This is a genomic window from uncultured Desulfovibrio sp., assembly GCF_944324505.1.
GTDB lineage: Bacteria > Desulfobacterota > Desulfovibrionia > Desulfovibrionales > Desulfovibrionaceae > Desulfovibrio.
Genome location: NZ_CALUWO010000006.1, coordinates 121170 through 144839, shown reverse-complemented (window position 1 = coordinate 144839; position 23670 = coordinate 121170). Strand labels below are relative to the sequence as shown.

Sequence of the window (23670 nt, the reverse complement as noted above, 5' to 3'; positions counted from 1 at the left end):
TGTGGAGCGGGAGACGGGATTTGAACCCGCGACTTCAACCTTGGCAAGGTTGCACTCTACCACTGAGTTACTCCCGCTCAACGAAGAAAGACTCTACGCTCCCTCCGTTATTCTGTCAACAGAAAGTTTGTTTTTTTCCACGATTTGTTTTGCACGGCTCAGGCAGCTACTTTTCCAGGCGCTTGTCGATGATGCGCTTGGCCTTGCCTTCGGAGCGTTCCAGCGAATGCGGTTCCATGAGGCGCACCTTGGTGGAAACGCCCAGGAATTCCTTGATGGTCTTCTGGATGCGGCCTTCCAGGCTTTGCAGCTTGCGGATTTCGTCGGCAAAGAGGGTCTCGTTCACTTCCACCTGCACTTCCAGCGTATCGAGGTTGTGCACGCGGTCCACCACCAGCTGATAGTTGGGGGTAAGCCCTTCGCTTTCCATGAGGATGCTTTCGATCTGCTGCGGGAAGACATTGACGCCGCGGATGATGAGCATGTCGTCGGAGCGGCCCCTGATGCGCGTAATGCGCACATGGGTGCGGCCGCAGCGGCAGGGCGTGTAGTCCAGACTGGTGATGTCGCGGGTGCGGTAGCGGATGAGGGGGATGCCTTCCTTGGTCAGGGTGGTGATGACCAGTTCGCCCGTTTCGCCTGCGGGCAGCACTTCCCCGCTGACAGGATCGATGATTTCCGGCAGAAAGTGGTCTTCCCAGATGTGCATGCCGCATTTGGCATCCAGGCATTCCATGGCCACGCCCGGCCCCATGACCTCGGACAGGCCGTAGATGTTCATGGCATTGATGCCCATTTTCTGTTCAATGTCCTGCCGCATTTCCTCGGTCCACGGTTCGGCGCCGAAAACGCCCGTTTTGAGCGGCAGGTCGCGGAAGTCGATACCGGCTTCCTGGCCGGCCTCCCAGAGGTGCAGGGCATAGGAGGGCGTACAGCACAGGGCCGTGGCGCCGAAGTCCCGCAGAAGGTATGCCTGACGGCGGGTGGAACCGCCCGAGGCCGGAACCACGGTGGCCCCCAGATGTTCGGCACCGCCATGGGCGCCCAGCCCGCCGGTGAACAGGCCGTAGCCGTAGGCCACATGCACGGTGTCCGAGCGGGTGACGCCGGCAGCGGAAAGGCTGCGGGCCGCCACTTCGGCCCAGGTGTCAAGGTCGCGCTGGGTATAGCCCACCACCACCGCCTTGCCCGTGGTGCCGCTGGAGGCATGCAGGCGGACGATATTGTCGCGCGGCACGGCGAACAGGCCGAAGGGATAGTAGTTGCGCAGGTCCTGCTTTTCCGTAAAGGGCAGGAGGCGCAGGTCCTTGAGGGACTTCACGTCGGCCGGGGTCAGGCCGCTTTCCTCGAAGCGTTTGCGATAAAAGGGCACATTGGCATAGACGCGCGCGCAGAGATCTTGCAGCCGGCGCAATTGCAGGGCTTCAAGGTCTTCACGGGGCAGGGTTTCTTGACGGATATTGAACAACACGGCGCTTCTCCTTGAAAAGTGATGCTCTCCTGGCATTGCACCAAAAGTGCCAGCGGGTCAAGCATGCACAGCTGGTACGGATTGCCCTGCACGGCGCTTTGCGCTATGGAGATGACATGCAAAACCTGACACCTACTCCCAAAAAATATTCGTTGATGCCCACCCTGGAAAAACTGGCCATTCTGCGCAACTGGCTGGAGGAACACAAGGCCCAGAATGTGGAAGCCATTGACCTCAGCGGTCAGGGAGCTTTTACCGAGGCCCTGCTTGTGGCCTCTGCCACGTCCGTCCGCCATGCCCAGAGTCTTGCCGACGGCCTTTCCGCCCTGTGCGCCGAGCAGAATTTCGAGTATCTGCGTATGGAAGGCTATACCGCCGGGCAGTGGATTCTGGTGGACTGCAATGATCTTGTGGTCAATATCTTTCAGGAATCCGTGCGCGACCTCTACAAGCTGGAAGCCCTCTGGGGCGACAGCGCCGCGGCCCTGCTGCGCAAGGGGGAGGAGGCGGACGCATGACTCCCACCCTGCTGCTGATCCTTGATGGCTGGGGGCTGGCCCCCGCCGGGCCGGGCAATGCGCCGTCCCTGGCCAGCACGCCGCATCTGGATGCCCTGGCGGCGCGCGCCCTGTGTTCCCGCCTGGCGGCATCCGGTCGTGATGTGGGGCTGCCTGCCGGCTATATGGGCAATTCCGAGGTAGGGCACCTCAATATAGGGGCCGGGCGCATTGTCTATCAGGACATGACGCGCATCGACGTTGCCCTGGAGGATGGCAGCTTCCGCCGCAATGCCGTGGTGCAGCAGCTGCTGCATGACCTGGCCGGCACGGGCGGCGTCCTGCATCTGGCGGGGCTGCTCTCCGATGGCGGCGTGCACAGCCATATCCGGCATCTGGAAGCCCTGTGCCAGATGGCGGCCCAGGCCGGCGTGCCCGTGCGCATTCACTGCTTCATGGACGGGCGCGACACGCCCCCCCGCAGCGGTGAGCACTACATACGGCAGTTGCAGCAGGCCACGGCGGCATGGCCGCAGGTGCAGATAGCCACCCTGGCAGGGCGCTTCTATGCCATGGACCGTGACAAGCGCTGGGAGCGGGTGCACGAGGCCTGGAAGGTCATGGTGCAGGGAGAGGGCGCTGTGGCGGATGATCCGCTGGCAGCTATGCAGGCATCCTACACGGCGGATATTTCCGACGAATTTGTCAAGCCCGTGCGCATGGCCGGGGTGGAGCACGCCCAGGTGACAGACGGGGATGGCATCTTTTTCTTCAACTTCCGCGCAGACCGCATGCGCGAGCTGGTTCGTGCCTTTACGGAGGCAAACTTTGACGGCTTCCCGCGCGGTCATGTGCCTGCCCTGTCCGCTGTGGCGTCCATGACGCCCTATGAGGACGATTTCACCTTTCCCGTGGCCTTTCCCAAGGAAATGGTGCAGATGGGCCTGGGGGAAACCGTGTCGCGGGCCGGCATGCGCCAGCTGCGCCTGGCCGAAACCGAAAAATATGCCCACGTGACTTACTTCTTCAATGGCGGCCGGGAAGAGGCCTTTCCCGGTGAAGACAGACTGCTGGTCAATTCGCCCCGCGATGTGGAAACCTATGACCAGAAGCCGGCCATGAGTGCCCGCGAAGTGACGGACCGATTCGTGGAAGCCTGGAATACGGGCACCTATGACCTGGTGGTCTGCAATCTGGCCAATGGCGACATGGTGGGGCATACCGGCAAACTTCCGGCTGCCGTGGAGGCCTGTACGGTGGTGGACGAATGCGTGGGGCGCATGGTGGCCGCTGTGGAAGCTCGCCATGGCCGGCTGCTGCTGCTGGCGGATCATGGCAACTGCGAAGTCATGATTTCCCCTGACGGCAGCCCCCAGACGGCCCATACCACCAATCCCGTGCCCTGCATCCTGCTGGACCCGCAGCCCGGGCGCATCCTGTCCCTGGCTGACGGCAGGCTGGCCGACGTGGCGCCCACTCTGCTGCGCCTCTGGGGCATGGATATTCCGCCGCAGATGACCGGCACGCCGCTGGTGACCCTGAGCGAGGAGAATGCCTGATGACTTCCGATCGTCCGCAGCAGCCCGTGCCGCCCGAGGGTATGGAGATCCTTTTTTTCTATCGCTGTCCGCAGTGCGGACGGCCCCTGCCCGTGGTGGGGGCCACCGAGGCCAAGCTCATTGCCTGCGACGCCTGCGGCTATCGCTTCCCCATCATTCCGGTGGAGGAGCATACGCTGCACTACATGCGCATCATGCTGGCCGGAGGCCGGGCCGCGGCGGATCCTGATTTTCTCTAGCGCCTGCCCACCGGGTAAGGAAAGGCCGCTTCGGGCGGCCTTTTTTTATGGACGGCAATGGCGCGGCGCAAACGCCGGCTGCTGATGTCGCACGGACAGCAGGCAGACAGGCATGTGTGCCGGGCAGAAAACGGGCGGTCTCTCCCCAGAGGGAGGGACCGCCCGTTGCGTGAGAATGGCAATGGCGCACCGGGACGGCGCAGGTCGTTACTTCCAGTATATCTTGACCAGATTGGTCCCCTGGGGTTCTGCGGCGGCGCCCGTGCGCTGTCCGGCGGTGATGACGGCACACTGCCCGGCGGTGATGGCAGGGTTGTCCATCACAAACTGCTGGGCGCGGCGCAGGTGGCTGGATTCCGCCTCGGCAAGGGATACCAGCACCGGATGGACCCCCCACGAGAAATTGAGCGCCTTGAAGGTGATGGGGTCCGGCGTCAGGGCATAGATGGGCTGGCAGGGGCGGTGTCCGGCAATGAGCCTGGCCGAGGCACCGGTGATGCTGTGGGCCACGATGGCCTGCGCCTGAGCGCGCCGGGCAAGCAGACAGGCCGAATAGGCCAGAAAGCCGGGGATGCCGGTACTGTCGGCAGGGGGCGTGATCTGGCGTTTTTCCAGCAGCAGCTTTTCGGCCTCGTCGGTGATGCGGCGCATGTACTGAACGGTTTCCACGGGAAAGCTGCCCATGGCCGTTTCTTCCGACAGCATGACGCAGTCCGCACCGTCAAGGACGGCATTGGCCACGTCCGTGGTTTCGGCCCGGGTGGGGGCAGGGCTGCTGACCATGGAAAGGAGCATCTGTGTGGCCACGATGACCGGCTTGGAAAGTCGGTTGCAGGCGGCAATGATGTTCTTTTGCAGCGCGGGAAGCTGGGGCAGGGGGCATTCCACGCCAAGGTCGCCCCGGGCCACCATGACAACATCGGTCACGTCCAGGATGGCATCCAGGTTTTCCACGGCATTCTGGCGCTCCAGCTTGACAACCACGGGAATGTTGCGCCCCGAGGCGGCAATGATTTCCTTGGCTTCACGCACGTCATCGGCCGTCTGCACATAGGAAATGGCCACGGCGTCCACGCCCAGGGCCAGACCATCGCTGAGGTCCTTTCTGTCCTTGGCCGTCAGGGCCTTGACGCGGGTGGCCTTGCCGGGCAGGGCCAGGCCCTTGCGCGAGGTGACCATGCCGTTATTGTCGGCTTCCAGCAGCACAAGACCGTCGGCGCGGCGCTCCCGCACCGTGAATTGCAGGCCGCCGTCGGCCAGCACCATGCGGTCCCCGGCCTCCAGACTGTCCAGGATGTTCTCGTGATCAAAGGGCAGATAGGGCAGTTCGCTGCTGTGCCGGGCAGCCGGACCCAGCAGCAGCTGCATGCCCTTGGTCACCTGGATGGCCTTTTCCTCAAGAACGCCCAGGCGGATCTTGGGGCCGGAAAGGTCCTGCATGATGGTCAGCGGCGTGCCCAGCTCCTGTTCCACGGCGCGGATGTGCTCGATGACGGTCATGAAGTCAGCGGCGCTGCCGTGGGAAAAGTTCAGGCGAAAGATGCTGACCCCGGCCTGTGCCAGCTCGCGCAGACGTTCGCGGGTGTTGGAGGCCGGTCCTATGGTGGCAACGATCTTGGTTCTCATGGTGGCTCCCTGCCGGTACGGCGTGTTAGTGAGCGTGTTGGGGCGTGCCCTGGACTATTCTGCCTTTCGGGCCAGCTGTCAAGGTGACAGGGCCGGCGTGCGCTGCCGCCTGCGGCCGGCCTGCCGCGGTGGGGAAAACGGGCTGCCCCGTGTGGGAAGGCGGCAAAATGCGGCCAGGGGGACAGTAGCGGGCAGGATGGCAAATAAAATTATATATTTCAAATAATTATAAAGAAAAAATCATATCCGTTGCAGCTTGACAGGGGGTAGCCCTTGGGGCATAAGTGGGAAAAAGTGGTAAAAGATGGTAACAATGTGGTAAGCCGTGAAAAAGTTTTTCCGCAACAGTTTCAGCCGCAGCCTGGATGCCAAGGGGCGCCTCATGCTGCCTCCCGGATTTCGCGAGGGACTCGTGGCCGAAGGGGGGAACGGCACCTTCTGGCTGACGGCTTACTACGGCCATCTTACCGCCTATCTGCCTGATGACTGGGATGCCATCATCGAACAGCTGAACCGCATCCGCTTTCCGTCGCCTGCGCTGTCCAACTTCAAGTCCAAGGTTATCGGGCTGGCGCAGGAAATGCTTCCCGATGCACAGGGGCGGGTGCGCATTCCCCAGCCGCTCATGCGCGAGGCCGGCCTGTGCAAGGATGTGGTGCTGGTGGGCATGTACGACAAGTTCGAGATCTGGGATCAGGGCCGGCTTGATGCCATCGAGCTGACGGACGTTTCCGCCGAGCTGGCAGCCAGCGGCATCGAATTTTCTCTGTAAGGTATATCGCATGGGTGCTTCCGCTGTGGACGACATTGCGTCGCGTCATATTTCCGTGCTGTTGCGCGAAACGCTTCAGGTTTTTGCGCCGCTCTGGACCGGGGGGCAGGGGCCTGTGCGCCTGCTGGATGGCACACTGGGCCTGGGCGGGCACAGTGCCGCCCTGCTGGAGGCTTCGCCGCGGGTGGAGCTGTGCGGGCTGGATCGTGACGAGGAGGCCCTGGCCCTGGCCCGGCAGCGTCTGGCCGGCTACGGGGAGCGTTTCCACGGGGTGCACTGCCGCTACAGCCAGTTTGAAGAAGCGCTGGATGCCCTGGGCTGGTCGACGGTGCAGGGGGCGCTGCTGGATATCGGGGTTTCCTCCCTGCAACTGGATGAGGCGGAACGGGGATTCAGCTTTTACGGCGACGGCCCGCTGGACATGCGCATGGACCAGCATTCGGGCCAGCCGTCGGCCTGGCACTGGGTCAACCGGGAAAGTTTTGCCCGGCTCAAGGAATGTATTGCCACCCTGGGAGAGGAACCGCAGGCCGGGCGCATTGCCCGCGCCATTGTGGATGCCCGGCAGAAGGAAAGCATCGACACCACGGCCCGTCTGGCCGAGATCGTGGAAAAGGCCTATCCCCCGGCATGGCGGGCCAAGGCCAGACGCCACCCGGCCACGCGCACCTTTCAGGCGCTGCGCATGGCGGTCAATGACGAACTGGGCGAATTGCGCCGTTTTCTGGATGGCATCCTGCACCGTCTGCCCATTGGCGGGCGGCTGGTTGTCATCTGCTTTCATTCGCTGGAAGACCGTATGGTCAAGCAGGCCATGCGCCACTGGGCCGAGGGCTGCCGCTGCCCCCGGCATGTGCCGGTCTGCGTGTGCGGGCATGTGCCGGAGGTGCGCATCCTGTTCAAGAAGCCCGTGCAGGCCGCTGAAGATGAGCTGGCGCGCAATCCCCGGGCCAGCAGCGCCAAGCTGCGGGCGGTGGAAAAGATTGCCGAAGGCAGCACGGCAGGGAACGGTGCCCCATGCGCATGAAGGCCTCCCTTCCCCGGCCCACGGGGCGCGGCTGGCTGTTGGTGCTGGCCTGGGGCATTCTGGCCTGCATGGCCATGGGGCTGGTGCTCGTCTGGGTCAATATTGAACGGATGGATACCAATTATTTTATCAATATTGCGCAGAATACGCTCAATGAGCGCAAATCCCTGCGCGCCAAGCTGCAGGTAGAGCGGGAGCGGCTGCTTTCCCCCTACGAGCTGCGCCGCCGGGCCGAGGAATTCGGCATGAAGGAGCCGAAGCCCGGGCAGGTGCGCCGCATGCAGTTGCAGTAGCGGACGCGCCGGATGGCGCGTCGGCATGTGTCCGGGCCGTTTCCCCGGGCTGCCGGTTACGGCCTGGCGGAGTGCGCCGAAAGAGGAAGAGAATCATGCTGCATTTTTCGCTGTCGCGTTCCAAACGCAACACGTCGAAAAAAAACGAAAATCGGGAACGGCGGACGCCCAGGCGGCGCCCCGGGGCTTCCCGTATTCTCGCTGATGCCGCCGGCAAGGTCCAGAAGCCGAAGCGCTTTGCCAATGTGGACTGGGCGCGCGTGCGCATCCAGTTCATCGTGGTCTGCTTCTGTCTTGTCTGGGCCGGTCTGTGGTGCCGTGCCTGGTATCTGCAGATGATTGTAGGGCCGCGGCTGGCTGACAGGGCACAGCGCCAGCACATGGCCACCGAGCTGGTGACCGGCCGGCGCGGCATGATCTTTGACCGGAACGGCCAGGTGCTGGCCCGCAGTGTGGAGGCGCGTTCCGTCTATGCCAAGCCGCAGGAAATTCAGGATTTTCTGGTCATGGCCAATACCCTTGGCCCCATCCTCGGCATGGAGCCGCAAAAGCTGTACGACCGCCTGTCCAAAACCAGCCGCCGCTTTGTGTGGCTGCGCCGCAAGGTGGATGACTATACGGCCGAGGCTGTGCGCAAGGCCGATATTCCTGGCATCGGTCTGACCAAGGAATTTGACCGCGTATACCCCTTCAAGCATCTGGCCGGCCAGCTGCTGGGCTTTGTGGGGCTGGACGACAAGGGGCTGGAAGGCATCGAGCGTTCGCTGGAATCGCGTCTGGGCTGCATTCCCACCCGGCAGGTGGTGCAGCGCGACGCCACGGGGCGCCGCTTCTACCTGCACGAGGAAGGACGCTCCGAACCGCGCGGGGAAGACATTCATCTGACCATTGACGTGCAGATGCAGTTCATTGCTGAAGAGGCCGTGGCCCGCGCTGCCCGCGACTACGACGCCCGCTGGAGCGGGGCGCTGGTGGTGGATGCCCAGAGCGGCGACATCCTGGCCTGGGCGCAGTATCCCTTCTTCAATCCCAATAACTATCGCGAAGCCAGCCCCATCATCTATCGCAACCGGCTGGCTGCCGATGCGCTGGAACCGGGGTCCACCTTCAAGCCCTTCATCATGGCTGCGGCGCTGCAGGAACGGAAAATTGGCTACAATACGGCCATTGACTGCGAAGAGGGCCGCTGGGAAACCAAGACGTTCACCATCCGCGACACGTCCCGGCAGGGTGTGCTGCCGGCACACAAGGTGCTGCGCTATTCCTCCAATATCGGCATGGCCAAGATCGGCATGGAAATGGGGGCCGCCACGACCTACCGCTATCTGCACGCCCTGGGCTTCGGAGAGCATACGTCCGTGCCCGTGGCTGACAGCCGCGGCATTCTGCGTGCGCCGCGCAGCTGGAGCGATGTGGACGTCATGTCCGCCTCCTTCGGGCAGAGCATTTCCGTGACAGCCCTGCAGATGGCGCAGGCCTATCTGACCCTGCTCAACAACGGCGTGTACAAGCCGCTGCGCCTGGTTATGGATGACGGCAATGTGCAGGAGCGGTACCAGCGCATCTTCAGCGACAGCGTGGCCCGCCAGGTGCGCAAGATGATGCGCGACGTGGTGGAAGAAAAAGACGGCACCGGCAAGCGCGCCCGCATTGACGGCGTGGAGGTGGCCGGCAAGACCGGCACCGCCCAGAAGGCCGACCGGCGCAGCGGCGCCTACGGCAGCAAGCGTCTGGCATCGTTTGTGGGCTTTCTGCCGGCCGATGACCCGCGCTACCTTATTCTGGTCATGGTGGACGAACCCACGCGCAATCAGTATGGCGGCGTGGTGGCGGCTCCGGTATTCCGGGAAATTGCGGCACGTTCCATCACCTACAGCGGCGACATTGTGCCCACGGCGGTGGCGGAAGCCCGCAAGGAGGAAAAGCCGGTTCCCGGCACGCGGCAGCGCGGCCTCAAGCTGTCTCGGGTGGAGGCGCCCTATCTGGCGTCGGCCGCTGTGCCCCTGGGGCAGGCGCCGGACAAGGGCATGCAGCTGCCCGGGCACCGCAGCCGGGCCAGCACCAAGGTGCCGGACGTGCAGGGCAAGAGCCTGCGCAATGCGGTGGAGCTTTTTGCCCGGGCCGGCATTGTGCCGGAACTCAAGGGACAGGGCGCACGCGTGGTCAGGCAGAGTCCTCCCCCCGGATCGGACTGGGCGGAAGAGGGCAAGAACGTGAAATACATTCTGTGGCTGTCGGAGAAATAGCATGGAACATCTGGAAGACCTGCTCCGTCAGGTGGCGCAGGGCGGGCTGGAGGTACGCGCCGACTCCCGCCAGGTACGTCCCGGCGACATTTTTGTGGCGGTTCCCGGTGCCAGCGAGGACGGCGCCCGCTTCATTCCCGCAGCGCGGGAGGCCGGTGCCGCCATCATTGTCTGCACGCCGGCTGCGGCGGCCGCTCTGGACGGTGCGGACTGCCGCGTGGTTCCCTGCTCCGATCCGCGCGAGGCGCTCTGGAAGCTGGCCGAGGCCCGCTGGCACACCGCGTCGCTGCCGCTGACCATACTGGGCATTACGGGAACCAACGGCAAGACCACCAGCGCCTATTTGCTGGAGCACCTGTTTACGGCGCTGGGCCACAAGGTGGGCGTCATGGGCACAGTGAGCTACCGCTGGCCGGGGCATTGCGAGGCAGCGCCTCTGACCACGCCGGACCCGCTGCACATGCACGCCATGCTGGCCCAGATGGCGCAGGCCGGGGTGGACACGGTGGTCATGGAGGTTTCTTCTCACGCGCTGGCCCAGCAGCGGGTGTGCGGCGTGCCCTTTGCCGGGGCGCTGTTCACCAATCTGACCCAGGACCATCTGGATTTCCATCCCGATATGGAAGACTACTTTGCCGCCAAAGCCCGCCTTTTCTGCGAGCTGCCCCGTGCCGACAAGGTACTGGCCGTCAATGCCGACGATCCCTGGGGCCGCCGCCTGCTGGAGCGCTGCCCGGCGGCCCTGTCCTATGGCCTGCACGAGGCGCCGGCCGCTACCGCGGCTGTTCATCGCCATCTGCGCGGTGAACTGCGCCATTCCGGTACGGATGGCCTGCACCTGCACATGACGCTGGAGGACCGGCAGTGGGACCTGCGTTCGCCGCTGGTGGGGCAGTTCAATGCCCTCAATCTGCTGGGCGTGCAGGCGCTGGCGCTGGGGCTTGGCTGCCAGCCGCAAGACCTTCAGGCCCTGAGCAGCTTCCGTGGGGTGAGCGGACGGCTGGAGCGCGTGGACAATGCGTGCGGTCTCAATGTGTTTGTGGACTATGCGCATACGCCCGATGCGCTGGTCAACGTACTCCAGGCGCTGCGTGGCGCGGGATTCCAGCGCATTCTGGCCGTATTCGGCTGCGGCGGCAACCGCGACCGGAGCAAGCGCCCGCTCATGGGCGAGGCTGTGGCGCAGTATGCGGACGTGGCCATCCTGACGTCGGACAATCCCCGCTTTGAGGACCCGGAGGCCATCCTGCGCGATGTGCTGCCCGGTCTGGCCCGGGCGCGGGAAGTGCTGGTGGAGGTGGATCGCCGCACCGCCACCCGCAAGGCGCTGGAAATGATGGGGCCGCAGGATGCCCTGCTCATCGCGGGCAAGGGGCACGAGGATTATCAGATCATTCAGGGTGTCAAGCATCACTACAGCGACCAGGAAGTGGTGCGGGAGATTTTGGGGTGCGCATAGAACTGGAAGCGCTGGCGGCGGCAGTGGGCTGTCCGCTTGCCGGCGGAGGCGGGCAGACGGTAAGCGCCGTGACCACGGACAGCCGGGCCGTGCGGCCGGGGTCCCTCTTTGTGTGCATTGCCGGCGAGCATACGGATGGTCATGTCTATGCACGGCAGGCCGAGGCCGCCGGGGCCGTGGCCATTCTGGGCACGCGGCCCGTGGAGGGGCTGACGGTGCCCTATCTGCTGGTGGATGATGCCGTTCAGGCCCTGGGGCAGATGGCTGCCCTGTGGCGCACGCGCTGTGCGTCGGTGAGGGTGGTGGGCATCACCGGAACGGCCGGCAAGACCACCATCAAGGAACTGCTGGCCCATGTGCTGTCCCTGCATGGCAAGACGGCTCGCAATGCGGCCAACCACAACAATCAGATCGGCATGCCTCTGTCCATGCTGTCCACCGACGGGGACGAAGCCTTCTGGGTCATGGAGGCCGGCATCAGCCACGAGGGCGACATGGATGACCTGGGCGCCATCCTGCGTCCTGACCTGGCGCTCATTCTCAATGTGGGGCCAGGCCATACCGAGGGGCTGGGCGCACGTGGCGTGGCCTGGCACAAGGCCCGTCTGCTGTCCTATGTGCCGCGCAACGGTATCTGTCTGGTCAATGCCGATTATCCCGATCTGGTGCGCGAGGCCCGCGCTGTGCGTGCCGATCTCTGTTATTTCACGGCCGAGGGCCGTCCCCTGCAGTTCCGCGGGGCGCCTACGGGCCGCCAGGGCGAGCGGGGCCGCTATCGCCTCTGGCTGGACGGTACGCCCTGCGATGTGCTGGCGCCCTTTCAGGGAGACTACGGGACGGAAAACTGCATTGCCGTAGCGGCCGCGGCCTATCTGCTGGGACTGCCGGCGGAAACCATCGTCCGGGGCATAGCAGGGGCCGAAATGCCCGGCCAGCGCTTTGCCCGGCGGATCATCGGGCCATGGAAGGCCATTGACGATACCTACAATGCCAATCCCCTTTCCATGCGCCGCATGCTGGATACGGCGGCGGACATGGCACAGCGCGAAGCGGCGGACAGCTTCATTCCCGTGCTGGGCGAGATGCGGGAACTGGGCGATGTGAGCGAAGCGGAGCATGAAAAACTGGGACGCCATCTGGCCGAACTGCGGCCGGTGGCGGTGATCTGGAAGGGGGGCCAGGCCGAGGCTGTGCGCACCGGCCTGGAGCGGGGCGGCTATCACGGGCCGTTCCTGGAGCCGGAAGACGCTGCGGCCTTTTGCGGCGTCATGGCGGAGCTGGGCAGGGGCCTGCCGCACGGCGCCCTGGTGCTTTTCAAGGGATCGCGCAGCAACCGGCTGGAAGGCTGGCTGGAAGCCCTGTCGCAGGCGCAGGCCTGAGACAGCGGGAGAACACGACGGCATGTTGTATTATTTTCTGGTTCCGCTGGTGGGCGAATGGACCGCGCTCAACGTTTTTCGCTACATCACCTTTCGCTCTCTGGGGGCGCTCATCACGGCGCTGGTCATTTCGGTCCTGCTGGGGCCGCGCTTCATTGCCTGGCTGCGCCGGGTCAAGTGCGGCCAGTACATCCATGAGGATGTGACGGCCCATGCCGCCAAGGCCGGAACGCCCACCATGGGCGGCATCATGATTATTTTCAGCCTGGGGCTGAGCCTGCTGCTGTGGGCCGACATGACCAATGCCTACGTGTGGCAGACCTTTTTTGTCTTTGTGGGCTTCGGCGCCGTGGGTCTGTGGGATGACCTGACCAAGCTGCGCCATCACGAGAACCGCGGCATTTCCGGCCGGGCCAAGATGTCGGGACAGTGCCTTGTGGCGCTGGTGGCCATGTGGCTGCTGTATATCAACGACAACTGCGACACCACGCTGCTCATCCCCTTTGTCAAGGAATGGACGCCCGATCTGGGCATTTTCTATGTGCCGTTCGGGGTTTTTGTCATGGTGGCTGCCTCCAATGCCGTCAATCTCACCGACGGCCTGGACGGTCTGGCCATAGGCCCCACCATTGTGGCCAGTGCGGTTTTTGCCATCTTCATCTACGTCACCGGCAATGCTCGCCTGGCCTCCTATCTGCTGGTGCCCTATGTGCCGGGCATCGGCGAGGTGACGGTATTCTGTGCCGCTCTGGTGGGCGCGGGCCTGGGCTTTCTCTGGTTCAATGCCTATCCGGCGCAGGTCTTCATGGGCGATGTGGGGTCGCTCAGCCTGGGCGGCGTCCTGGGCTATCTGGCGCTGCTCAGCAAGCAGGAGCTGGTGCTGGCCGTGGTGGGCGGCCTGTTTGTGGTGGAGACGCTTTCGGTCATCATGCAGGTGGGTTATTTCCGCTGGACGGGCGGCAAGCGCCTGTTCCGCATGGCGCCCCTGCATCATCATTTTGAACTCAAGGGCGTGCCGGAATCCAAGATCATCATACGGTTCTGGATCACGTCCATTCTGCTGGCGCTGGTGGCCCTTTCCATGCTCAAGCTGCGTTGAGCGGGCCGGGACGGCAAACGGCATGTCTGCCTGCCGTCAGAGGAATAATGATACTTTCGGAGCAGCCGATTTGCCCCGATAAGCCCTAGTCCGGCGCGGATCGCCGGGGAGAAGAGCATGACTCAGGAACAGTGCGGTGCGTGGCAGAGGAACGCGGAAGAAGCGGGCAAGCTGGCTGTAGTGGTGGGGGCTGGACGTTCCGGCCTGGCGGCTGCCCGCCTGCTGCGGAAGCGGGGCGCGCGCGTCCGTCTGCTGGAAAGCAATGCCAAGGCGCTGGATGCCGTTGCGCAGGAAAACCTGCGGCGTGACGGCATAGAAGTGCTGACAGGCGAGCACCGTGAGGCCTTTTTCGGGGGGGCATCCCTGGTGGTCCCCAGTCCGGCGCTGCCTGTGGCCCGCCTGCGGGAGATGATGGGCGCCTGGGCGCACGATCCGCAGTGCCGGATTCTGTCGGAGATGGAGCTGGCCTGGCGCTGCCTGGACGGGGAAACGGTGCTGGCCGTTACCGGCACCAGCGGCAAGACCACCACGGTGAGCCTGATGGCGGCCATGCTGCGGCAGGCAGGTCGCCGCGTGTTTCTGGGGGGGAATATCGGAACGCCCCTGTCGGAATATCTTCTGGCGGGCCGCAAGGCCGATGTGCTTGTGCTGGAGGTATCCAGCTTTCAGCTGCAGGGCTGTACCACCTTCCGGCCGCATGTGGGGGTTATTCTCAATATTTCGCCCAATCACCTGGATTATCACAAGGACATGGACGAATACACGGAGGCCAAGTTCCGCCTGTTTCAGTGCCAGACCGAGGACGATATAGCCATTCTGCATGAGGACCTGCGCCCGCTGGCCGCGTCCTTCGGCCTGCGGGCACGGCAGATTTTCCTGCCGGATGTTTGTGCGCCGCGCTTTCCGGGCAGCCGGCTGCTGGGCCGCCACAATCGCTTCAATGAAGAAGCCGCCTGGCAGGCCTGCCGGGCTGTGGGCGTGAGCGAGGCCGATGCCGCGGCTGCCGTGGCGGCCTTCCAGCCCCTGCCGCACCGTCTGGAACAGGTGGGCATGCATCATGGCGTGCTCTACGTCAATGATTCCAAGTGCACCACCGTTTCCGCTCTGCGGGTGGCGCTGGAAGCCTTTGCGCAGCCCGTGCGCCTGCTGTGCGGCGGCAAGTACAAGGGGGGCGACCTGGAAGCCCTGCTGCCGCTGCTGCAACGGCACGTGAAGGAAGTGGCCCTTTTTGGCGGCAGTCGGGAATATTTTGAAAATGCCTGGAAGGGCAGCGTGCCGCTGCACTGGCATGAGTATCTGAAGGATGCCGTGCAGGCGCTGGCTGCCACGGCGGAACGCGGCGATGTGGTGCTGCTGGCGCCGGCAACGTCCAGCTTTGACCAGTACGCAAGCTATGCCCGGCGTGGCGAGGATTTCAGACGCATTGTCGGGGACCTGGCATGAAGAAGAACAATTTTCGCCAGAGCAAGGCAGCCACGGTGCTTTCCCGCGTGGCGGAAAAAACGCTGTCCGGCAGCTTTGACTGGTGGCTGTTCACGCTTACGGTGGTCATTCTTTCCATCGGCCTCATCATGGTGCTGTCTGCCAGCGGTATCGTGGCGGAAATCGAGAACGGGGACAAATACTACTTTTTCAAACGGCAGGTCGCCTTTGCCGGCGTGGGGCTGCTGGCCCTGTGGGTGGCTGCCCTGCTGCCACGCAACTGGCTGTACAAATTGCAGTATCCGGCGCTCTTTCTGTCGCTGCTGCTGCTGCTGATCACGCTTTCGCCCCTGACGCCCACCATCAACGGCGCCAAGCGCTGGATACCCGTGGGGCCATTTGCCGTGCAGCCCATGGAATTCGTCAAGGTGGCCATGGCCCTGTATCTGGCCTATTTCATGAGTGCCAAGCAGGACCTCATCAAGACCTTCAGCCGCGGGGTCATTCCGCCCTTTGCGGTGACGGGCCTGTTCTGCTTTCTTCTGCTGCTCCAGCCGGATTTCGGCAGTTCGGTGGTGCTGGCCATGCTGCTTTTCCTCATGTGTGTGGCCGGAGGAACGCGCCTTATCTATCTGGTCTTTGCCATGGGCCTTGTGGGTGCCGGGGCCGTGGCCCTGGCCATTTCCTCGCCCTACCGCATGCGCCGGCTGCTGGCCTTTCTGGACCCCTTTGCGGATCCGTCCAATACGGGCTACCACCTGGTGCAATCCCTGCTGGCCATCGGGTCGGGCAGCTTCTTCGGTGTGGGCGTGGGCGCCAGCAAGCAGAAAATGTTCTATCTGCCCGAAGCCCATAACGACTTCATCATGGCCGTGCTGGGCGAGGAGCTGGGATTTGTGGGCGTGAGCGTGGTCATGCTGCTGTTCAGCCTGCTGTTCTGGCGCTGCTACCGCATCACCATGGGGCAGCGGGAATTGCGTGACCGCTTCACGGCCTTTGGGTTGACGGCCATCATCGCCCTGGGCTGCGTCATGAATCTGGCCGTGGTCATGGGCGTGGCTCCGCCCAAGGGCGTGCCCATGCCGCTCATGAGCTATGGTGGCAGTAATCTGCTGGCAACCATGACCAGTATTGGCCTGTTGTTGAATTTTTCAAGGACGGCGGAAGGATGGAAAAAGTCCTCCTGACCACCGGGGGAACCGGTGGCCATATCTTTCCGGCACTGGCCGTGGCCGAGGAGCTGCGGCGCCGGCATGCCGGGCTGGAACTGCTTTTCATGGGATCGCAGTACGGGCCGGAGCGGCAGCTTGTGGAGCGGGCCGGCATTCCCTTTGTGGGGCTGCCTGTGCGTGGTTTTCTGGGGCGGGGCCTGCGTGCTGCCGGAGCGGCCTGGCACATGCTGGGCGCCTGCGGCACGGCGTTTTCCGTGATCCGGCGATTTCGTCCGCAGGCGGTGGCAGGCTTTGGCGGCTACGCCTCGTTCGCGCCCCTGCTGGCGGCCCGCCTGTGCGGCGTTCCGGGCATTCTTCATGAGCAGAATGCCATTGCGGGGCTGAGCAACAAGGTGCTGTCCCGCCTGGTGGACAGGGTATGCCTGTCGCTGGAAGGCACCAGCGGCTTTGCGGCGGCCAAATGCGTTTTCACGGGCAATCCCGTGCGGGCAGAGGTGGCGGCCGTGGGCTGCCGTCAGCGCTCCTTCACGGGGCGGCGCCTGCTGATCATGGGCGGCTCGCAGGGCGCGCACGCCATCAACGCCTATATGCGGGAGCAGTTGTCGCGCTTCCGGGAGGCCGGGGTGGAAATACGCCACCAGACCGGGAGGGCAGACGAGGCGGCCACCCGTGCGGCCTACGTAGCTGCCGGCTATGACGGGGACTGCGTGAGCGCCTTCATTGACGATATGGCCGGGGCCTATGCCTGGGCCGATCTGGTGCTGTGCCGGGCCGGGGCCACCACCGTGGCCGAGCTGTGTGCCGTGGGGCTGCCATCGGTGCTTGTGCCCTTTCCTCACGCGGCCCATGACCACCAGACCAGCAATGCGCTGGCGCTGGAGCGGGCCGGTGCCGCGCGCCATCTGCCGGAAAGCCGGATGGCAAGTGATGACCTGGCCGGTATGCTGCTGGCCCTGCTGGCGGATGAAGCAACGTGTCGCGCCATGGGCCGGAAGGCGCTGGCAGCGGGATGTCCGCATGCGGCGGAGGCGGTGTGCCATGTGCTGGAACGGGTGGCGGGCGGCCTGCCTGACGCCCCGCGCCAGCGCGGCTGACAGGGAAAATGATGCACGTCTTTGCGTGCCGGGAATGCCCATGCGGGCAGAAGCAGGATATACGTCATGAATAACAGAATCCGACATATTCACATGGTGGGCATTGGTGGTGCCGGCATGAGCGGCATTGCCGAGGTCCTGTTGAGCCAGGGCTACGATATCTCCGGCTCCGATATGGCAGATTCCGCCGTGGTGCGCCATCTGCGGTCACTGGGTGCGCATATTGCCATCGGTCATGCGCCGGAAAATGTGGGGGATGTTCAGGTTCTGGTCAAGTCCACGGCCATTGCGGACGATAATCCCGAGCTGGTGGAAGCCCGCCGGCGCAATATTGCCATCATTCCCCGGGCCGAAATGCTGGCCGAACTCATGCGCCTGCGGCAGGGCATTGCCATTGCCGGCACCCACGGCAAGACCACCACCACCTCCCTGACGGCATCCATCTTTGACACGGCAGGGCTTGACCCCACGGTCATTATCGGCGGGCGGCTCAATGTTTACGGTACCAATGCCCATCTGGGAAAAGGGGACTATCTCATTGCCGAGGCGGACGAGTCTGATGCGTCCTTTCTCTGCCTGTTTCCCATCATCAATGTGGTGACCAATGTGGACGAGGATCACCTGGACCATTACGGCACGCGGGATGCCCTGGATGACGCCTTTGTGCAGTTCATGAACAAGGTTCCCTTCTACGGGCGCAATGTGGTCTGCCTGGATGACGCCGGCGTGCGCCGCCTGCTGCCGCGCGTGAAGCGGCCGGTGCTGACCTACGGCTTCTGCGAGGATGCCCGCCTGCGCGCCGGCATGCAGGAAAGCGGCCCGGTAAGCCGGTTTACGGTGAGCCTGGACGGCAAGGAGCTGGGCGAGATCCGCCTGCCGCATCCGGGGCATCACAATGTGCTTAACGCGCTGGCTGCCATCGGCGTGGCGCTGGAAGCGGAAATTCCCTTTGCGCGCTGTGCCGAGGGCCTTGCCGGCTTTTCCGGGGTGGGGCGGCGCTTTGAGTTCAAGGGCGAGCGCCATGGCGTGACCGTAGTGGATGATTACGGCCATCATCCGGCGGAAATTGCGGCAACCTTGCAGACGGCCCGGCAGATATACCCCGGTCGGCGTATTGTGGCGGCTTTTCAGCCGCACCGTTTCAGCCGCACGCAGGCCCATTTCGGGGAGTTCTGCAAGGTCTTTGAACCCATTGACCTGGTGCTGCTGACGGAAATCTATCCTGCCGGGGAAAAGCCCATTCCCGGCGTCTCCGGCGAGAGCCTGGCCCAGGGCATGCGCCAGGTGTGCAGTACGCCGGTGCGCTATTACCAGACCCTGGATGCCCTGACGGAGGATCTGGATCAGGTGCTGCAAGCCGGTGACGTGCTGCTGACTCTGGGGGCCGGCAGCATCACCCGCGTGGGGCCGGCCTGGCTGGAACGGGGCGACAGTCATGCGTGAGCTGGCCCTGCCGCGCCTGGCGGAACGGACCACCATTCGCCTGGGAGGGCATGCCCTGGCGGAACTGACGCTGGAATGCCGGGAGGATGCGCTGCGCGTGCCCGAGCGCCTCACGGCTCTTGGCGGACAGATGCTGGTGCTGGGGGCCGGCAGCAATATTCTGGCCCAGGACGGGGAGCTGCCGCTGGTGCTGGTCCGCTGCGGCCTGACAGACGGACCGGAGATTGTTGAGGACAGCGGTGAGCATGTTCTGGTGCGTGCGGGAGCCGCCGTGCCCCTGCCGCGGCTGCTGCGTTTCTGCGCTGCCAACGGACTGGGCGGACTGGAAGGGCTGACGGGCATTCCCGGCAGTGTGGGCGGGGCCATTGCCATGAATGCCGGCTCCTTTGGCTGCGAAACCTGCGCCAGACTGGAACGGGCCACAGTGTTTGATGGGCTTTGCCTGCGGGAATTCACGCGGGATATGTTTTGCTATGGATACCGGCATACGCTCTTTGCCGGCAAGTCATCTGGATTTATGGTTCTTGACGGTACTTTTAGCTTGACCCGGGTGGCAAGGGATGGCATTGCTATAGTCATGCGTCACAATTTTCTTAAGAAAAAGTCTAGACAACCTGTGACAGCATGGAGCGCGGGCTGCGTGTTCAAAAATCCCGCGCCGGATGTCTCCGCCGGAAAGCTGCTGGATGCGGCCGGCTTTCGCGGGAAAAGCCTGGGCGGCATGGCATTTTCTTCATTGCACGCCAACTTTCTCATCAATGAGGGCAGGGGAACTGCCGCCGCAGCCTTTGCGCTGCTGGACATGGCGCGAGAGGCCGTGGCCCGGAAATTTGGTATCACGCTGGAGACGGAAGTCAGGATACTGGCATGTCCTTTCTGAGAAAGAAGAAGGCCCGTAACAGCTATCGTAAGGAGCCGAGGACAGGGCGGGTTTTTCGCCTGCCGCATGTGCGGCTACCCCGTTTTCATCTGCCGCGCGGCAGCATGGTGAGCGTTCTGGCCCTGGGGGGCCTGCTGGTCACGGTAACGGCTGTGGTGGTGGGGGTATGCGCGCTGAGTCTCTGGCTGTACGGCAAGGCCACAACCAGTGATTTTTTTGCCACGACCCACATCGACGTAAGCGGCAATGTGCGCCTGTCGCGGGATATGGTCTTGCAGTACGGCGGCATCCGGGAAGGCGACAACAGCCTTGCGGTGAGTATCACGGAGATGGAGCGCCGCCTGCGGGCCACCCCCTGGGTGGAAGAGGTTTCTGTCAAGCGTCTGTTGCCGGACCGTTTTGTTATCCGCCTGCGGGAGCGCATGCCGTCCTTCTGGGTGCAGCGCAACGGGGCACTGTATTACGCCAATGAGCGGGGCGAGATCATCGCCCCTGTGGAAAGCGAAAACTTTCTCTCCCTGCCCACGCTGCTGGTGGAAAACGGTGGTGAGGACGCCATCGACTACCTGGGCCGCTTCATGGCGGACCTGAACAGCGGCAGCCTGCCGGTGGAGGCAGGGGCCATTGCTTCCGTCACGCTGAGCGCCTCCCGCGGTGTGGAAGTCTACCTGGAAGACAGGGAACTGCGCCTTTCCATTGCCACGGATGACTGGAGCGGCAATCTGGCGCGACTGGGAGTGACCCTGGGCGATCTGGCCCGGCGGCAGGAACTGAAGAATGTTCGGGACGTGCGTGCGGTTCACGGCAACGTCTGGGTCATATTGAATCAGAATGTACGCAGCTGAGTAGGATGAAGGCATGAACAAGTCGGATCTCATCGTTGGTCTTGATATCGGCACAACCAAGATATGCGCCGTTGTGGGTCAGCTCAACGAGGCTGGCGTCATTGAGGTGGTGGGTATTGGCAACAGCATCTCCACCGGCCTGCGCAAAGGTGTTGTGGTCAATATCGAGCAGACGGTGCAGTCCATCCGCAAGGCCATCGAAGAGGCAGAACTCATGGCCGGCTGCGAGATCAATTCCGTCTATGTGGGAATTGCGGGCAGCCACATCATGGGCATCAACAGCCACGGGGTCATTGCCGTCAAGGGGGGCGAAGTGGGGCCGCGCGATATCGAGCGTGTGCTGGATGCCGCCCGTGCCGTGGCCATTCCGGCGGACCGCGAAGTCATCCACATCCTGCCGCAGGAATACATCGTGGACAATCAGTACGGCATTGCCGACCCGCTGGGCATGGCCGGCGTGCGTCTGGAAGTGCGCGTGCACATTGTGACCGGCGGAGTTTCCTCGGCCCAGAACATCATGCGTTCCTGTCATCGCGCCCAGCTGGATGTTTCGGATATCGCCCTGGAATCGCTGGCATCGGCCAAGGCCGTGCTGACCGATGAGGAACGCGAGATCGGGGTGGCGCTTGTGGACCTGGGCGGCGGCACCACGGACATCGCCATCTTTGCCAATGACGCCATCAAGCATACGGCCGTGCTGGCCCTGGGCGGGCAGAACCTGTCCAATGACATTGCCTTCGGCCTGCGCACGCCACTGGCCTCGGCGGAAAAGATCAAGATCAAGTACGGTTGCGCCCTGGCAGAACTGGTGCGGCCTGATGAATTCATTGAAGTACCCAGCGTGGGCGGGCGCGAATCGCGCCGTCTGTCCCGCCAGGTGCTGGCGGAAATCTGTGAACCGCGCATGGAAGAAATCCTGTACCTGGTGGACCAGACGCTGGTGAGGTCCGGTTACAAGGACCTGATCGGAGCGGGGGTGGTGCTCACGGGGGGCACGGCACTCATCGAGGGCTGTCAGGAGCTGGGTGAACAGATTTTCAACCTTCCCACGCGTATCGGCTACCCGCGCAATGTGGGCGGCCTCAAGGATGTGGTGAACAGTCCCAAGTTCTCCACGGCGGTGGGACTGCTGCGCTACGGCGCAGAAAAGGAAATGGCGGGGCAGAAAAAGTTTACGACGCGCAGCGAGAGCGGCATGTTTGAAGGTGTGCTTGCGCGTATGAAGAAGTGGTTTTCCGACATTTCTTAGCTTTTTATTCTTTGCGGGCAAACAGGCAACATTACGAGGAGAGGAACAATGTCACAGTCGATAATGGATGAAATTGATACCTCGCTGGCGACCAATGCCAAGATCAAGGTTATTGGCGTGGGTGGCGGCGGCGGCAATGCCGTGCAGAACATGATTGATTCCGGTCTGCGCGGGGTGCAGTTTGTCTGCGCCAATACGGATGTGCAGGCACTCAACAGAAATGCCTCGCCCCTCAAGGTGCAGCTGGGCGAAAAGCTGACCAAGGGCCTCGGCGCCGGCGCCAATCCCGATGTGGGGCGCGAGGCGGCTCTGGAAAGTGTCAATGCCATCCGTGAGGCCATTGGCGATGCTGACATGGTTTTTGTGACGGCCGGCATGGGCGGCGGCACGGGCACGGGGGCTGCCCCCATTGTGGCCCAGGCTGCCAAGGAGCTTGGCGCCCTCACCGTGGGGGTGGTGACCAAACCCTTCAGCTTTGAAGGCAGCAAACGCAAAAATGCGGCGGAAAAGGGGCTGGAGGAATTCAAGCAGCATGTGGACTGCCTCATCACCATTCCCAATGATCGCCTGCTGGCCTTTGCGCCCAAGAAGGAACCCTTCAGCAAGATGCTGCAACGGGCCAATGAAGTGCTGTACTATGCCGTCAAGGGCATTTCCGATGTGATTGTGGGCGAAGGCCTCATCAACCTTGACTTTGCCGACGTGCGCACCACCATGTCCGAATCCGGTCTGGCCCTCATGGGCACGGGCATTGCCTCCGGTGAAAACCGTGCCAGCGAGGCGGCCCAGCGCGCCATCATGAGTCCGCTGCTGGAAGATGTCTCGCTGGAAAGCGCCAAGGCCGTGCTGTACAATATCACTGGTCCCGAAGACATCTCGGGCGACGAAATTGCCGAAATCGGCGAGATCATTGCCGAGGCTGCGCCGGCCGATGCCAATATCATCTTTGGTGTGGTGTATGACGAGGCTGTGGGCGATGAAATCCGTATCACGGTCATTGCCACGGGCATCGAGCCTCCCGCGGCGGCCCAGCCCGCGCCGGTGGCAAGTGCGGCGGCCAATGCCGGCAGCGCCAAGGTGCGCGAATTTGGCAAGCCTGGCGCCAATGCCGTGATGGCGGAATCGCGCCTGCGCCCGCGTGCGGAAGAGCCGGGCACCTTTGGCAAGGCCGCACCGCGTGAAGAGCTTCGCCCTCGCCGTTCCCGCAGCGCGGAAATCGGTTCCTGGTACGAGGAGAACAATAACGGCTACCCGCCCTTTGTCATGAAACAGCAGCGCCGGCACAATCCCGGTCATGAAGATTTTCTGTTTGATGAGGACGAGCGGGATATTCCCACCTTCCTCAGGACACAGGCCGATTAGACACAGGTTTTGCGCGTCTTCTTCCGCAGCCGGCCTGCGCCGTGAGCACGAGGCCAGCGGCCTGGCTGCGCGAAGCATGACGCCCCGTTTTCAGGACTTGCCTCTTCGGTCCTGAAATGCCCGCCGGGAGGCCCATGGGGGCCTCCCAGTGCATTTTTGCCAGTTGCACACACGTCCGCGTTTCCCTGGGGAAACGCGGACTTTTTGCATGGTTTGCTGTGGAACGGGCGCAGCGCCTGCCGCAGAACTGCGGGGCGTCGGCGCGCTGGGGAGGATGGATCGTGGCCGAACAGGGCCGTGAGGCACATTGCGGGCAACTGGCCTGGCGGTGTTCCTCGCTGCCTGTGCCGGAGAGACAGCGTACGCCTGCCGCAGGGCAGCAGCGCTGATGCACGCGGTGTGTCGCGCCTGTTCCCCGCGAGGGGAGGGTATCCGGCTGCTGCTGAAAGGACGGCTGACGGTGTCAGGCCTTGATCAGACTGCGGCGTCGGTCGTCAGCGCCGCGAACTCATGGAAGAGGACGGAGGGGCTGTGCG

At 63.5% G+C, this 23670-nt stretch carries 20 protein-coding genes and 1 tRNA gene; 18 read left to right on the top strand and 3 right to left on the bottom strand.

The genetic code is table 11. The features are described from left to right. Nucleotides 1–2 precede the first annotated feature (2 nt). Nucleotides 3–77, bottom strand: a tRNA-Gly gene (locus Q0J57_RS07950). Between the two features lie 89 nt (nt 78–166). Beyond that, nucleotides 167–1471: a phenylacetate--CoA ligase gene (locus tag Q0J57_RS07945; protein WP_297219032.1), complete on the bottom strand. Its 1305-nt coding sequence runs from the start codon at nt 1469–1471 to the stop codon at nt 167–169. Nucleotides 1472–1587: 116 nt separating this feature from the next. Between Q0J57_RS07945 and rsfS the strand changes: the two genes are divergently transcribed. Genes rsfS through Q0J57_RS07930 form a run of 3 tightly spaced genes read left to right on the top strand, consistent with a single transcriptional unit; the run spans nt 1588 to nt 3766 of the window. After that, complete coding sequence (gene rsfS / locus Q0J57_RS07940; RefSeq protein ID WP_297219030.1) at nt 1588–1989, top strand: ribosome silencing factor; 402 nt, start codon at nt 1588–1590, stop codon at nt 1987–1989. Then, nucleotides 1986–3527, top strand: a complete 1542-nt coding sequence (gpmI, locus tag Q0J57_RS07935; RefSeq protein ID WP_297219028.1) for a 2,3-bisphosphoglycerate-independent phosphoglycerate mutase — start codon at nt 1986–1988, stop codon at nt 3525–3527. Before rsfS ends, gpmI begins: the two co-directional genes overlap by 4 nt. Further along, nucleotides 3527–3766, top strand: a complete 240-nt coding sequence (locus Q0J57_RS07930) for a hypothetical protein (RefSeq protein ID WP_297219026.1) — start codon at nt 3527–3529, stop codon at nt 3764–3766. The genes gpmI and Q0J57_RS07930 overlap by 1 nt, the downstream gene beginning before the upstream one ends. A gap of 207 nt (nt 3767–3973) precedes the next feature. On the opposite strand, the gene pyk is transcribed toward Q0J57_RS07930, so the two are convergent. Next, the gene (pyk, locus tag Q0J57_RS07925; protein WP_297219024.1) at nt 3974–5392 is read right to left on the bottom strand and encodes a pyruvate kinase; all 1419 of its coding nucleotides are present in this window, start codon (nt 5390–5392) and stop codon (nt 3974–3976) included. A gap of 325 nt (nt 5393–5717) precedes the next feature. Between pyk and Q0J57_RS07920 the strand changes: the two genes are divergently transcribed. The 15 genes from Q0J57_RS07920 to ftsZ all read left to right on the top strand — a co-directional run bounded on the left by Q0J57_RS07920 (nt 5718) and on the right by ftsZ (nt 23134). Beyond that, complete coding sequence (locus Q0J57_RS07920) at nt 5718–6164, top strand: division/cell wall cluster transcriptional repressor MraZ (RefSeq protein ID WP_297219022.1); 447 nt, start codon at nt 5718–5720, stop codon at nt 6162–6164. A gap of 10 nt (nt 6165–6174) precedes the next feature. After that, on the top strand, nt 6175–7191 hold the full coding sequence (rsmH, locus tag Q0J57_RS07915) for a 16S rRNA (cytosine(1402)-N(4))-methyltransferase RsmH (protein ID WP_297219019.1): 1017 nt from the start codon (nt 6175–6177) through the stop codon (nt 7189–7191). Beyond that, nucleotides 7188–7484, top strand: a complete 297-nt coding sequence (locus Q0J57_RS07910; protein ID WP_297219017.1) for a hypothetical protein — start codon at nt 7188–7190, stop codon at nt 7482–7484. The genes rsmH and Q0J57_RS07910 overlap by 4 nt, the downstream gene beginning before the upstream one ends. Before the next feature lie 95 nt (nt 7485–7579). Further along, on the top strand, nt 7580–9730 hold the full coding sequence (locus Q0J57_RS07905; RefSeq protein WP_297219015.1) for a penicillin-binding transpeptidase domain-containing protein: 2151 nt from the start codon (nt 7580–7582) through the stop codon (nt 9728–9730). Nucleotide 9731: 1 nt separating this feature from the next. Then, nucleotides 9732–11189: a UDP-N-acetylmuramoyl-L-alanyl-D-glutamate--2,6-diaminopimelate ligase gene (locus Q0J57_RS07900; RefSeq protein WP_297219012.1), complete on the top strand. Its 1458-nt coding sequence runs from the start codon at nt 9732–9734 to the stop codon at nt 11187–11189. After that, nucleotides 11180–12568 (top strand): UDP-N-acetylmuramoyl-tripeptide--D-alanyl-D-alanine ligase, encoded by a 1389-nt coding sequence (gene murF / locus Q0J57_RS07895; RefSeq protein WP_297219010.1) that lies wholly within the window; start codon nt 11180–11182, stop codon nt 12566–12568. Before Q0J57_RS07900 ends, murF begins: the two co-directional genes overlap by 10 nt. 22 nt (nt 12569–12590) lie before the next feature. After that, nucleotides 12591–13667, top strand: a complete 1077-nt coding sequence (mraY, locus tag Q0J57_RS07890) for a phospho-N-acetylmuramoyl-pentapeptide-transferase (RefSeq protein ID WP_297219008.1) — start codon at nt 12591–12593, stop codon at nt 13665–13667. A gap of 117 nt (nt 13668–13784) precedes the next feature. Further along, complete coding sequence (murD, locus tag Q0J57_RS07885; RefSeq protein ID WP_297219006.1) at nt 13785–15110, top strand: UDP-N-acetylmuramoyl-L-alanine--D-glutamate ligase; 1326 nt, start codon at nt 13785–13787, stop codon at nt 15108–15110. Then, a complete protein-coding gene (ftsW, locus tag Q0J57_RS07880) occupies nt 15107–16276 on the top strand; it encodes a putative lipid II flippase FtsW (RefSeq protein WP_297219004.1) in 1170 nt (389 codons plus the stop codon). Before murD ends, ftsW begins: the two co-directional genes overlap by 4 nt. Beyond that, the gene (gene murG / locus Q0J57_RS07875) at nt 16258–17355 is read left to right on the top strand and encodes an undecaprenyldiphospho-muramoylpentapeptide beta-N-acetylglucosaminyltransferase (RefSeq protein ID WP_297219002.1); all 1098 of its coding nucleotides are present in this window, start codon (nt 16258–16260) and stop codon (nt 17353–17355) included. The genes ftsW and murG overlap by 19 nt, the downstream gene beginning before the upstream one ends. A 66-nt stretch (nt 17356–17421) precedes the next feature. Continuing rightward, nucleotides 17422–18798, top strand: a complete 1377-nt coding sequence (gene murC, locus Q0J57_RS07870; protein ID WP_297219000.1) for a UDP-N-acetylmuramate--L-alanine ligase — start codon at nt 17422–17424, stop codon at nt 18796–18798. After that, nucleotides 18791–19678 carry a UDP-N-acetylmuramate dehydrogenase gene (gene murB, locus Q0J57_RS07865; protein WP_297218998.1) on the top strand — a complete coding sequence of 296 codons (888 nt, stop codon included), beginning with the start codon at nt 18791–18793 and terminating at the stop codon, nt 19676–19678. Before murC ends, murB begins: the two co-directional genes overlap by 8 nt. Next, nucleotides 19666–20523, top strand: a complete 858-nt coding sequence (locus Q0J57_RS07860; RefSeq protein WP_297218996.1) for an FtsQ-type POTRA domain-containing protein — start codon at nt 19666–19668, stop codon at nt 20521–20523. Before murB ends, Q0J57_RS07860 begins: the two co-directional genes overlap by 13 nt. 13 nt (nt 20524–20536) lie before the next feature. Continuing rightward, nucleotides 20537–21772: a cell division protein FtsA gene (gene ftsA / locus Q0J57_RS07855; protein ID WP_297218994.1), complete on the top strand. Its 1236-nt coding sequence runs from the start codon at nt 20537–20539 to the stop codon at nt 21770–21772. A 48-nt stretch (nt 21773–21820) separates the two neighbouring features. After that, on the top strand, nt 21821–23134 hold the full coding sequence (ftsZ, locus tag Q0J57_RS07850) for a cell division protein FtsZ (protein WP_297218993.1): 1314 nt from the start codon (nt 21821–21823) through the stop codon (nt 23132–23134). The last annotated feature ends 536 nt before the right edge of the window (nt 23135–23670 follow it).